The organism is Bacillus cereus group sp. Bc031, assembly GCF_027716265.1.
Lineage (GTDB): Bacteria > Bacillota > Bacilli > Bacillales > Bacillaceae_G > Bacillus_A > Bacillus_A paranthracis.
Genome location: NZ_JAQFUL010000123.1, coordinates 1 through 10,488, shown reverse-complemented (window position 1 = coordinate 10,488; position 10,488 = coordinate 1). Strand labels below are relative to the sequence as shown.

Sequence of the window (10,488 nt, the reverse complement as noted above, 5' to 3'; positions counted from 1 at the left end):
CGTGGGAAAATCGGCTTTTTACCTTCCAAAAAATGTCTTAGCGTGGGTTTTATGTCATTTGGTTGGCGGGACCCCTAGAGTGGATCCGAAGTTTTTGAAGGGGATCGGGGGAATGGAGTATTTTATAGGGTTAATGGATGGTGTGCCTACTACTAGCAACTTCTCATATTATGAGGGGCTTGTTCGAGGTGCCTGGAAAATGTATCAGGCGGGTGTTCTTGGGCACAAGATGGGAGAGCGTCTTATTGCAGAGAAGAGTGAGAAAATTATTGGTGAGACGATTACGGCACTTTGTGAGTTAGAGGAGAAGGACTGTGTATGTGAGTTTGATTTGAAGGATGCGCTAGTTGATTTATATGAAGAGCTTCATCAAGATGCGAAAGAGATTACTGGTATTGAGACGGGTTATACATCGCTAAATAAAATGACGTGCGGATTGCAGGAAGGAGATTTTGTCGTTCTCGGTGCTCGTCCTTCGATGGGGAAGACAGCGTTTGCGCTAAATGTTGGACTGCATGCGGCGAAGTCTGGCGCGGCGGTTGGGTTGTTTTCGTTAGAGATGAGTAGTAAGCAATTATTGAAAAGGGTAGCTTCTTGCGTAGGTGAAGTGTCAGGAGGTAGGCTGAAAAATCCGAAGCATCGTTTTGCGATGGAAGACTGGGAAAGGGTGAGTAAGGCGTTTGCGGAGATTGGTGAGTTACCTCTTGAGATTTACGACAATGCAGGGGTTACGGTGCAAGATATTTGGATGCAAACTCGTAAGTTAAAGAGGAAGCACGGTGATAAAAAGATTTTAATTATTGTAGATTACTTGCAGCTTATTACGGGCGATCCGAAGCATAAGGGCAATCGTTTTCAAGAGATTAGTGAGATTTCTCGTAAACTTAAGTTATTAGCACGTGAGTTAAATGTTTGTGTAGTAGCATTATCGCAATTGTCTCGTTCTGTAGAGTCACGGCAAGATAAGCGTCCTCTTTTATCTGATTTAAGAGAGACCGGACAAATTGAGCAAGATGCGGATGTCATTATGCTTATGTATCGCGAAGATTATTACGATAAGGAAACGAAGCAGAAAGAGATGACGGAGATTCATGTGGCGAAGCATCGGAATGGACCTGTGGGGAGTTTTAAGTTGCGGTTTTTGAAGGAGTTTGGTCGGTTTGTGGGAGGAGAATGATGAAATAGAAGAGGGCATATAAAAAAGTAAAGGAGTGGTTACGGATGACAAAAGTAGGTCGCTTATATGAACAGGAGAAGCAAGAAGAAATTGATAAAGCACTTTCGGCAGCTGGAATGCTCTTTAAAGGAATGAGTATAGAGGAAGTGGCTAAGAAATTAGATGTAACAATTGAAAAGGTGAGAGAGTGGGAGAAGCGTTTATCTCGTTAACAGAGGAGTAATGTTCATCATTGCTCTTTTTTTATGTACTACGACATAATGTGACAAATTCTGGATGTTTTCTTTGCTAAGATAGGCTTGGTAATCTTACATTATGCTTAATAGGAGGCTATTAAAATGTTAAAGAAGCTAGGGGTGTTGGTTTTAGGTAGTGCTGTAGCGTTAAGTTTAGTTGCATGTGATGATGCTACTAAGGAAGCTTCTAATGAGAAAAAAGAAGAGCCGAAGCAGGAAGCGAAGAAAGAGAATAAAGAAAGTAAAAAGAAAGTTACAGCAGCTGATGTAGAAGCGATTAAGGTAGGCGATTCTTTAACTGGAGCAGGTGGGGAGAAATACGAAGATGTGGTCGCGAAGTTTGGAGAACCGGATAATAAAGCGGAGTCCCAAGCTGGGGATATTAAAATGATTATTGCTAGTTGGACAAAAAATGTTAATGGTGACCTTGGGGCGAATTTCAATGTTACCTTTACGGAAAAAGATGGACAAAAACTTGCTACGAGCAAAGCGCAAATGGGAATGAAATAAAGAAAGGGTAGGAGATTTAAAATGAAACGTACAACAGAATTTGTATTAGGACTTATTGGTGGTATTTTCGGTATTTTATGTGCATGTATTGCTTTATTTATTGGGGGAGTTGCTTCTGCTATGGAGGCAGAAGGAGCGAGTAATGTAATTGGTTTAGGCTGGGCAGCGGTCGCATTATCAATTCTAGGTATTGTTGGATCCATTATGGTAAAAAGTAAAGCAAAAGTTGGTGGTGCGATGATGACAATCGCTGCAATTGGAGGATTTATTTGTATTTCTTTCATTTATATTTTACCTGCTGTGCTTTTATTAATTGGTGGATTAATGGGGATTTTCCGCAAAGAGAAAGTGACAATGTCTGCATAAATAAATGTAATTAAAAATAGCCGACTAGAGTCGGCTATTTTTATTAGGTTAAATACGCAAATTTATTGATTTGCTCTTGTACATGTTTATTAGCTGGTGGGACTCTTTGAAGCGCCGTTTGAAGCAATGCTAATTCTTCCGTCAAAACTTTTACTAATTCAAAGTTAGTTTTATCTAGTGCCAGTTCATATACAATGAATTTCGCAAGTGAATCTGCATTTGTATCTACTCGTAATTCTTGAAGGATCTTGCCGAAAGTATCTCGTAGTTTGGCGCCCTGAACTTCATGGGATTTATGGAATAGTATGTTCCTTATTTCCCCATAAAGAAAGATCGTCTCTCCGCAGTAATCCATTGCTCCAAGTCATCTTGGCTACGTCGGACAAGTCGATTTACTAAAACATCATGCCATACATAATCCTCTAATAAGTATATATGAACGGGGTCATCTGTATAAAAAGCAATATTACGCTCTTCAAGTGATGGGCCATAAATCATTTCTTTAGAATCTATTGATAAAATAAACCAATGCTCTGTAGAGAGGGTTTCTGTATAAGTTGTTATACGATGGGCTTCTAAATTTTTAATAGGATTTTCAACATGCAAGGTAATGCCTTGTACTGTGACTTTATCAGCTATCTCAGCTAGATCCTCTTTTAACGCTTCATACATCTCATCCCACATTGAAATGACAATACGTCGTTCTGCTTTTTTTATTAATGTTTGACAGTAGCTAATGATTGTTTGATTGTCCTTTAACGTAATGACTCGATTATCCGTTTTTTCCTCAGAAGTTTCTAGTTTTTTTAATGAATCACTAATTCCTTCATAAGTAGACTGCCATTCTGATTGAGCCTTCTGTAAAAAGATTTCAACAGGTAGAGGTGAATAGCGAGTGGTGTCATTTATTTCTTCTTTCATGACAATTCCTTTTTCTACAAGGTTACCTAAAATCTCATAAATTCGCGCTCTTGGGACACCCGAATCTTTACTCACTTGATAGGCTGTGACAGGCCCTTGTTTCACAAGAGATACATAAGATTTAGCTTCATATTCATTAAAACCAATTTTTTTAAGCTGTGCACTATGTAGTCCACTTTTTTTGTCCTCCGATGTTTGCTGTTATATTTCAACGTTACAATAACTCTTTACATTTAGCAAATTGATAGTTACTATTACAATAGTGACTAAAGGGGAGGCTACGAGTATGGATTTTTATTTAGACCCATCTGTATTAATGATTTTGATTGTTTTTGGATTTGTAGCTGCATTTATTGATTCAGTTGTAGGCGGTGGTGGATTAATCGCGTTACCAGCTTTATTATTTACAGGATTGAATCCAGCAAGTGCAGTAGCCACAAATAAATTAGCATCGACAATGGGAAGTGCCACTAGTAATATTGTGTTTTATCGTTCTGGTAATCTTGATTTGAAATCGGCGTTTAAATTATTTCCAATCACTTTCATAGGTTCCATAATAGGGGCATGGACCGTTCATTTAATGAATCCAGAAGTATTGAAGCCATTAATGCTGATCATGCTTGGTGTGGTCGCTATTTATACGATATTCAAGAAGGATTGGGGAAGTATTTCCACTCATAAAAAATTGTCTGGCCGACACGTCATTATTTTTACCTTTTTTATTTTTGCTATTGGTTTTTATGATGGATTTCTAGGTCCTGGTACAGGTTCATTTTTAATGTTTGCTCTTTTATTCATTGGGTATGATTTTTTAAAAGCAGCAGGTACTGCGAAGTTTCTTAATTTAGGAAGTAACGTTGGTGCATTGTTGATGTTTATGTATGTGGGGCAAGTAAACTATGTGTATGGATTCATAATGGGAATTGCTCAAATTGCTGGAGGAATCGCTGGATCCAGATTTGCTATAAAAAAAGGAAGCGGGTATGTTCGCGCCCTTTTCATTACCGTAACTTGTTTGTTGTTAGCGAAAAATCTGTATGACTATGTGCAGTAAGTAATCTAAGTGAAGAGAATGAAAATAATATAAACTCATATTTTTCTATATAAAATTTCATTTGTTTTATTTACATAATATCTTTACAATCATTTGATAAAATAAAGTCAACTGCGTATTGTGAGGGTGGGTGGTTATCCCTTCTTTCTATTTGGAAGGAAAGGGGGGGATAATATGGACTTTTTGTTTGACCTTGTAAAAGAGTTTGTCAAAGCAACTATGTGCGAAGTTTCAGCGTATTTTTTGCGGAAGCAACTTCTAGATAAGGACAACAAAAAACCCACTCCGCGCCGTAGGAAGCAAAAGGGTGGGGTTCGCAAAAAGAAATAGCTTATAATAACTACCACCCTAAGCGGTAGCAGTTAGGGCAGAGATGTTAGCGCATCTGTTCTTTTATTATATGCCATTTTAGTGGATGTCATACTTATATAGTACTCTACCGAAAATATATCATATTCCCATTTTATGGTCAATTTGATTACATTTCCTCCGTAACATCATACCGAAGCAACTCTTCCTGATCATAAAACCTCTCAAAAATAATCCCCATTACATAGAAGAATACTAGACCGAAACCAATATGAATGAGTGTAAAAGTAGCTCCAAATGAAGAAAATTCATACACGAGAATTGGCAATTTCGCAGTTGTCCAAACGCCTAAGAAAAATACGATGTACCGAATGCTTGCGCCTTTTTTTAATAGTAGTGCTGCGATTGGAAAGGCGACGTAGAGGGGACCAGCTGCAATGCCTCCTAATAATAGAGAAAACAAGATTCCGTACATACCTGATTTTTTACCCATATATTTCATGAGCGTTTCTTTTTTCACCCACTGATCAAGTAGCCCTACAAATAGTAAGACAGGGGGGAGGAGAAACAGCATATCTAAAATGCTATTCCCTGTTAGTTGTAATGCACTCCACCCTAAAGATTGATTTATAAAAGTTAATACAAAGAGCCCGAGTAGTAAGACGAAAAAGAAGCGATATCTTTTTAATTCTTTCATACCATCACCATCCAAATGATATAGGAGAATAGAAGAGACATGAGCAAAGCGGCTGCATTACGTGCGTAAGCAAAGCTTCGCCCAAATATCTTTTGTTCCATCGGCAAGGTTGTAATTCCTACTGACATGAATGTAGACATAAGTGCCGCAACTTGAGGTAGGCCTGCGCCGTGTTGGACTAACGTATGACCAAGAGGAAATACGACGAAGCTTGGAATAAGTGCAACGGAGCCGAGTATTGCTGAATACATAATACCTAACAATCCGGACTGTTCTCCGATGATAGAAGAGATAAAGGACGGCGTTAAGATTGAAAGCGATAAGCCAACGAAAAGCATGATGGAGAGCATGGCAGGGAGAAGGTTGCGAAATATTTTCCACGACTTCATGAGAGCATCTTTCGTTTTCTTGCGGTCCTTCATAAAAGAAATCCCAGTAAGAATAATGGCTAACGTGTAAAGAATCACGCCGTTAATCATGATCGGATTCCTGTAAGTCTTTATATTTGCCCAGGAAAAAGGATAAGTTCTTCATTTTTTCTTCAATATCCATTTGAAAATCTGCCAGTTGTTCTTTTCCAGCAGACGTAATTTTGTACATCTTTCTCGGTTTGTCTTGATAATCTGTACTTACATAAGATTCAATCGCACCTTCGTTTTCTAATTTTTTTAGCGTACGATATAAAATGGCGCTATCTATTGGATTGACGGGAAGTTCTTCCTCGCACCTTTGCAGTAATTGCCCGCCATAGTTATCACCCTCAGCTAGAAATAACAAAAGAAATGCACCTGTATGTCTTCCTGTATGTTTCATGGATCTTCCTCCTAGAATGAATTATGATCAATACTGTTAATGACAGTATGCTGTTATTAACAGTATATGGTGTGTTAAGTGTTATGTCAATTTCAAAATGTACGAATTTCGAGGGAGAAGATAACAAGAACATTGTTTTTTTAGCGCTGGGAAACGACGGATAGGTATGGGCTGTACATCCAAAAACACAAAAAAAAGACACTCTCAAGAGTGCCTCCCCTTAGCAGCCGAATCCGCCGCCCCAACAGCTAGCGCCAACGATGATTAATAAGATAAAGAGTACAACAAGTAAAGCGAAACCGCCGCCGAAACCGCAGCCTCCACCACAACTACCGCCATAGCCCATATTAACTCCTCCTTCCATAAAGACCATTAATTAATGGATTTAATTCACTTTATGTTTTTACGGATAATCTTGAGCAGGTCCTTTTGAAAAATAAAGGTGCTTAGATTTTAAGAGAGTTGACGACCTTATTTTTGTCACCGTTATTCCGCTGATGACATATTCTATTTTATTCTGTGTATTGGGGGAAGGAGGATCTTTATGGCTAATTCTGAAATGATTTTACGTTTACTTACAGATTTAAAGATTGAACAGCAAGCTTTAAAAGAACAGCTGGAAAAAATGCAAACAGCTGTGAATACTCTTGAAGAAAAATCATTGATTGTGGAAGAAAAACCAAAGACTATTGAAGAAAAACCAGCTGTTGCTGCTGCAAAGCAAAGAGCTCATTCTGGACACCCAACATCTTTTCGTGCTTGGAGAGCATCTGCTCAAAGGAATTCATAAAAATATAAGAAAAGAAGACATCAATTAAGATGTCTTCTTTTGCTTGTACAATCCAAATGATATTAAGAAGGTATATCCATATTGCTTTAAAAATAAGAAGAAAATAACGATTGTCGACTCCTTTTTTAGTATAGCATGTAATAATGAAATTTTATATGTGATATTGCATATATATAGATTATAAAATTTTTATGTTATATATTTTAGTTGTCTGTTATTTGTTTTAATTCATTTACTTATATTATTTTTTGAGCGCCCCAGTAATGGGGCCTTTTTTTATAATTGTTTTAAAGCGGAAACCCCTCAAGTATAGTGAGGGGCTACATGACTAGGTAAATGAATAATTATTAGTGTTTAATGAGCTGAAGTTCAGGATATTGCTTCTGAATGTCTTCTAAATGATTTTCGTTTATTCCTTTTAAATTTTGATCAAAGAAGCTAGTTACTAGTTTATTAATGAGTGTATAATTTGCAGCTACATCTTCGTCTGGTTCGTTAATAATAGGTGAAAATGCTGCTAAATCTGTAAAACTAGTATGGTTTGTTTTTGGAATTACCACTGTGTACACGCCCGGTTTTTCAATCGTTTTATTTCTTAAATAAACTATTTCCAATAATTCATTTTGGATTCCGGTTATCTTTTGATTCTTAGCCTCTTTCATAAAATGAATCGTAGCCTCAGCATTCATCAACATGAATGGTTTCTGAGGACCGTCTTTAGGCATTGGATCGCCAAACAATCCGCCATCCATATCAATTGCAGCTTTAATACGCGTATCCTTTACTAACATTTGTGCGGAAGTTGCTCCGCCAAAAGAGTGACCGAACATTCCAATTTTGTCATAGTTAATTAAGTCTGCGATCGTTTTAAAACTTTTATCGAAATTACCTTCTATTACTTCGTTTAAAACAAAAGTAGTATCCTGTTCCCATTTTTGAACTATCGTATTTAAGGCCGTAGGTGTATTTTCAATTGGTATAGAGTCTACACGGTTTCCGTTAGGGAAAATCGTTGTTGCTGCGTATCCTGTGAAATTAAGAGCGATTACTACATAGCCTTGACTAGCTAATTCCTCTAACTGGAATGTATTTTGTTGACCATATAATCCCATCCCATGGCCGAATAAAAGGAGGGGGAATTTTTCTTTAGCTTGAAGTGGCTTAGCATCTTGATAAGAATGTGTTTTTGTCAGCCCTAAATGTGTCGTTACGATATACGGAGCACCGTTTGTTACTGCCAATTGTTCAGCCAGCTCGTTTATGTTCTCAAAATAGGTAGAAGGGTTCCCTGATCCTTTTTCGGCAGGATAATATACTTGTATCATTAACTCACGATCTCTATGATTATTTGGTACAGTGGTTTCTTTTCGATTTTTATCAATTAAATGAAAAGCTTTCGTTCCTACTGTATATTTCCCAGTAGGCTCAGGGAGTGTTATGATCGGAAAAAGTAAAGGTAATGTAAACATTGCGATAGCAGTTACGATAATTCCTAAACCTTTTAAAACTTTCATCACTAACTTTTTAGAAACAGCTGTAGTTTTTGGTTTCAAAAAAACTTGTAATGTTAAAACGAACAATAAGAAATAGGCGGGGATCATACGCCAGTTTGCACCAGTTACAATGATGGTGGCAAATAAGAATGCATAATTGATCAGTAAAATGGCTACATTTTTTTTCGTTAAACCACGTTCGATAAAAATGAGAGTGATGCTAGATAAAAGTAATACAGCAACAAAAATGATTTCTAACATTTTCAGATTTTAGCTCCTTTCCAAATCACGTTGTAATAGATTGATAATTTACAACCTTCTCAATTATATAACTATCATTGGTGATTGTATGCATGTAAGTAAGTTTAGAATGTTTTTACATGACATTTTAAAAAAAGTACTCATACGAGTACTTTTTCTTAAATGGATTATTATTTATTTTTAAACCGTTCCCCATAAATGATAAACCATACCGAAAACAAAAAATGCGAGTCCTACAAATAAAACCATTAAAGCAAGCATTCCATTTTTATTATGTTCCATACAGTTAGCTCCTTTTTAGTTATATAGAAAAAAGCCTTTAGTCGTAATTATGGCTAAAGGCTTTGATCTTCATACTTTACAGTTAATAAAAAAGTTGTACTTCTGTATGAATTTGGAATATGATTATTTAAAGAGTAGGTGATGAGTACATGCAGGAAACAAAACAATTCCCGCTTATATGTGGAAATCTCTCATTAGATTTAGTGAATACAGAGTTAGTTAGGCGTGGACAACGTTATGATTTATTAATAACGGATGAAGATGTATTAGAATGGCTATATGTAATAAAGGTTAATCTTCCTTTTTGGAATGAAAAAACACTTATAGGAATTCAAGAACGAATGGATCAAGTTACATCTAGCATATTAGAGGCAAGAGAAGTACTGAGAAAACAGTTTGAGGCAATTGCTGATCAGCACGAAATTTCTAATGATTTTATTACGTATTTAGAAAAACAAATTGAGAAGGCACCCTTTACATATAAAGTCATTGAACAGCGTCTAGTACCTGTCCCAATTGGAGAAGTTGAGGATGTACTTGTATCGATAATTGCATTTGATGCTTTAACCTTAATAACAGAAAATAAGCTTATTTCTCTTAAAAGGTGTTCAAATCCCGACTGTGTTTTATTATTTATAGATAAAAGTGGGAAACGAAAATGGTGTTCTATGAAAATATGTGGGAACCGAAAAAAGGTAGCAAAATTCCAGGATCGAAAATGTGAAGAAGTTTAGGGATCAACTTATAGCAGTTGATCTTTTTTATGTATTTTCAAACTAACCCCTAAAATTAATATTGACCAGTTAGTTTGTTTGAAATATAATTATTGGTAAATAAAGGAGGAGAATGATGAATCATATAACAGCAGCTAAGCAGAAAGAGGCTCCACCAATAAGTGTACGATATTTTGCAAAAATGAAAGGGAAAGGAAGAAGTCCGTTACAAGTAAACATAAAGGACTCTTTGACGGGACTATTAGGGGGATTTTTAACAATTCTCACCTTAACATATTTAACGAGTATAACTTCTACAGAATTGTTAATGGCTCCATTTGGGGCGAGTTGTGTATTAGCGTTTGGAGTTTGGAATGCACCGTTATCACAGCCACGTAATATTATTGGAGGACATTTGATTTCAACTTTCATTGGTCTATCAATATATCATTTGTTTGGGAATGAATATTGGACGATAGCTTTAGCAGTGGGGATGGCAATAGCCGTTATGATGTTAACGAGAACAACGCATCCTCCGGCAGGGGCTGATCCAATTGTCGTTATTTTAGGAGCATACAGTTGGAGTTATTTAGTAACACCAGTTTTAGTTGGTTCCCTTGTTATTGTAGTTATTGCTTTATTCATTAATAACATGAGTAGTAAAAGAAGCTATCCAACTTTTTGGATATAATTAATAAGGTGAAAAACAATTTGAGTAAGTATCCCGTTTTTGCTATGTCTTCATTTCATATACTTTTTAGTTTACAAAGAAAAGACACCCATATAAGAGCATAGCCATCAAGTTAAGAAAATGAATAAAATTTAACTAAATGGGTCATCCTTCCATGCATACCGCATGGAAGGAT

The 10,488-nt window shown here is 36.5% G+C and carries 16 protein-coding genes; 9 read left to right on the top strand and 7 right to left on the bottom strand.

Translation table 11 applies throughout. The features are described 5' to 3' along the window. From PDQ33_RS26815 to PDQ33_RS26800, 4 genes are all read left to right on the top strand, one after another. A partial coding sequence (locus tag PDQ33_RS26815; protein ID WP_442866547.1) for a replicative DNA helicase occupies positions 1-1,177 on the top strand: 1,177 nt, incomplete at its 5' end. Between the two features lie 44 nt (positions 1,178-1,221). Then, a complete protein-coding gene (locus PDQ33_RS26810; RefSeq protein ID WP_061131440.1) occupies positions 1,222-1,389 on the top strand; it encodes a hypothetical protein in 168 nt (55 codons plus the stop codon). Between the two features lie 126 nt (positions 1,390-1,515). Beyond that, a complete protein-coding gene (locus PDQ33_RS26805; protein ID WP_061185626.1) occupies positions 1,516-1,923 on the top strand; it encodes a DUF3862 domain-containing protein in 408 nt (135 codons plus the stop codon). Between the two features lie 21 nt (positions 1,924-1,944). Further along, positions 1,945-2,289: a DUF4064 domain-containing protein gene (locus PDQ33_RS26800; protein WP_270756911.1), complete on the top strand. Its 345-nt coding sequence runs from the start codon at positions 1,945-1,947 to the stop codon at positions 2,287-2,289. 43 nt (positions 2,290-2,332) lie between these two features. Here the strand turns inward: PDQ33_RS26800 and PDQ33_RS26795 are convergent, their stop codons facing one another. Both PDQ33_RS26795 and PDQ33_RS26790 read right to left on the bottom strand, forming a co-directional pair. Beyond that, positions 2,333-2,644, bottom strand: a complete 312-nt coding sequence (locus PDQ33_RS26795; RefSeq protein ID WP_061131443.1) for a hypothetical protein — start codon at positions 2,642-2,644, stop codon at positions 2,333-2,335. Then, positions 2,602-3,357: a TrmB family transcriptional regulator gene (locus PDQ33_RS26790; RefSeq protein WP_270756921.1), complete on the bottom strand. Its 756-nt coding sequence runs from the start codon at positions 3,355-3,357 to the stop codon at positions 2,602-2,604. The genes PDQ33_RS26795 and PDQ33_RS26790 overlap by 43 nt, the downstream gene beginning before the upstream one ends. Positions 3,358-3,496: 139 nt before the next feature. Here PDQ33_RS26790 and PDQ33_RS26785 point away from each other — a divergent pair, with 139 nt between their 5' ends. Beyond that, a complete protein-coding gene (locus PDQ33_RS26785) occupies positions 3,497-4,264 on the top strand; it encodes a TSUP family transporter (protein WP_061131444.1) in 768 nt (255 codons plus the stop codon). Positions 4,265-4,438: 174 nt separating this feature from the next. Further along, complete coding sequence (locus tag PDQ33_RS26780) at positions 4,439-4,594, top strand: hypothetical protein (protein ID WP_061131445.1); 156 nt, start codon at positions 4,439-4,441, stop codon at positions 4,592-4,594. A gap of 148 nt (positions 4,595-4,742) precedes the next feature. On the opposite strand, the gene PDQ33_RS26775 is transcribed toward PDQ33_RS26780, so the two are convergent. From PDQ33_RS26775 to PDQ33_RS26760, 4 genes are all read right to left on the bottom strand, one after another. Further along, positions 4,743-5,270 carry a permease gene (locus tag PDQ33_RS26775; RefSeq protein WP_242282032.1) on the bottom strand — a complete coding sequence of 176 codons (528 nt, stop codon included), beginning with the start codon at positions 5,268-5,270 and terminating at the stop codon, positions 4,743-4,745. After that, the gene (locus PDQ33_RS26770; protein ID WP_270756915.1) at positions 5,267-5,749 is read right to left on the bottom strand and encodes a hypothetical protein; all 483 of its coding nucleotides are present in this window, start codon (positions 5,747-5,749) and stop codon (positions 5,267-5,269) included. The genes PDQ33_RS26775 and PDQ33_RS26770 overlap by 4 nt, the downstream gene beginning before the upstream one ends. Next, positions 5,742-6,083, bottom strand: a complete 342-nt coding sequence (locus PDQ33_RS26765) for a PadR family transcriptional regulator (protein WP_061131446.1) — start codon at positions 6,081-6,083, stop codon at positions 5,742-5,744. Before PDQ33_RS26765 ends, PDQ33_RS26770 begins: the two co-directional genes overlap by 8 nt. Positions 6,084-6,303: 220 nt before the next feature. Further along, entirely contained in the window at positions 6,304-6,429 is a 126-nt protein-coding gene (locus PDQ33_RS26760) for a YjcZ family sporulation protein (protein WP_000540377.1), read from the bottom strand. A 198-nt stretch (positions 6,430-6,627) separates the two neighbouring features. On the opposite strand from PDQ33_RS26760, the gene PDQ33_RS26755 reads away from it, so the two are divergent. Beyond that, entirely contained in the window at positions 6,628-6,873 is a 246-nt protein-coding gene (locus tag PDQ33_RS26755; RefSeq protein ID WP_000013680.1) for a hypothetical protein, read from the top strand. Between the two features lie 347 nt (positions 6,874-7,220). Here PDQ33_RS26755 and PDQ33_RS26750 read toward each other — a convergent pair whose 3' ends face one another. Beyond that, positions 7,221-8,627, bottom strand: coding sequence for an alpha/beta hydrolase family protein (locus PDQ33_RS26750; RefSeq protein ID WP_270756917.1), 1,407 nt, complete (start codon positions 8,625-8,627; stop codon positions 7,221-7,223). A 431-nt stretch (positions 8,628-9,058) separates the two neighbouring features. Between PDQ33_RS26750 and PDQ33_RS26745 the strand changes: the two genes are divergently transcribed. Continuing rightward, the gene (locus tag PDQ33_RS26745; RefSeq protein WP_270756918.1) at positions 9,059-9,643 is read left to right on the top strand and encodes a CGNR zinc finger domain-containing protein; all 585 of its coding nucleotides are present in this window, start codon (positions 9,059-9,061) and stop codon (positions 9,641-9,643) included. Positions 9,644-9,758: 115 nt separating this feature from the next. Beyond that, a complete protein-coding gene (locus PDQ33_RS26740) occupies positions 9,759-10,313 on the top strand; it encodes an HPP family protein (RefSeq protein ID WP_001015679.1) in 555 nt (184 codons plus the stop codon). Positions 10,314-10,488: the final 175 nt, after the last annotated feature.

What these genes read in the sequence shown, in the direction of transcription:
- PDQ33_RS26775 (WP_242282032.1), bottom strand. Translation starts at nt 5,270, where the DNA reads ATGAAAGAATTAAAAAGATATCGCTTCTTTTTCGTCTTACTACTCGGG.
- PDQ33_RS26785 (WP_061131444.1), top strand. Translation starts at nt 3,497, where the DNA reads ATGGATTTTTATTTAGACCCATCTGTATTAATGATTTTGATTGTTTTT.
- PDQ33_RS26755 (WP_000013680.1), top strand. Translation starts at nt 6,628, where the DNA reads ATGGCTAATTCTGAAATGATTTTACGTTTACTTACAGATTTAAAGATT.
- PDQ33_RS26750 (WP_270756917.1), bottom strand. Translation starts at nt 8,627, where the DNA reads ATGTTAGAAATCATTTTTGTTGCTGTATTACTTTTATCTAGCATCACT.
- PDQ33_RS26800 (WP_270756911.1), top strand. Translation starts at nt 1,945, where the DNA reads ATGAAACGTACAACAGAATTTGTATTAGGACTTATTGGTGGTATTTTC.
- PDQ33_RS26765 (WP_061131446.1), bottom strand. Translation starts at nt 6,083, where the DNA reads ATGAAACATACAGGAAGACATACAGGTGCATTTCTTTTGTTATTTCTA.
- PDQ33_RS26795 (WP_061131443.1), bottom strand. Translation starts at nt 2,644, where the DNA reads ATGGATTACTGCGGAGAGACGATCTTTCTTTATGGGGAAATAAGGAAC.
- PDQ33_RS26740 (WP_001015679.1), top strand. Translation starts at nt 9,759, where the DNA reads ATGAATCATATAACAGCAGCTAAGCAGAAAGAGGCTCCACCAATAAGT.
- PDQ33_RS26810 (WP_061131440.1), top strand. Translation starts at nt 1,222, where the DNA reads ATGACAAAAGTAGGTCGCTTATATGAACAGGAGAAGCAAGAAGAAATT.
- PDQ33_RS26770 (WP_270756915.1), bottom strand. Translation starts at nt 5,749, where the DNA reads ATGATTAACGGCGTGATTCTTTACACGTTAGCCATTATTCTTACTGGG.
- PDQ33_RS26760 (WP_000540377.1), bottom strand. Translation starts at nt 6,429, where the DNA reads ATGGGCTATGGCGGTAGTTGTGGTGGAGGCTGCGGTTTCGGCGGCGGT.
- PDQ33_RS26745 (WP_270756918.1), top strand. Translation starts at nt 9,059, where the DNA reads ATGCAGGAAACAAAACAATTCCCGCTTATATGTGGAAATCTCTCATTA.
- PDQ33_RS26780 (WP_061131445.1), top strand. Translation starts at nt 4,439, where the DNA reads ATGGACTTTTTGTTTGACCTTGTAAAAGAGTTTGTCAAAGCAACTATG.
- PDQ33_RS26805 (WP_061185626.1), top strand. Translation starts at nt 1,516, where the DNA reads ATGTTAAAGAAGCTAGGGGTGTTGGTTTTAGGTAGTGCTGTAGCGTTA.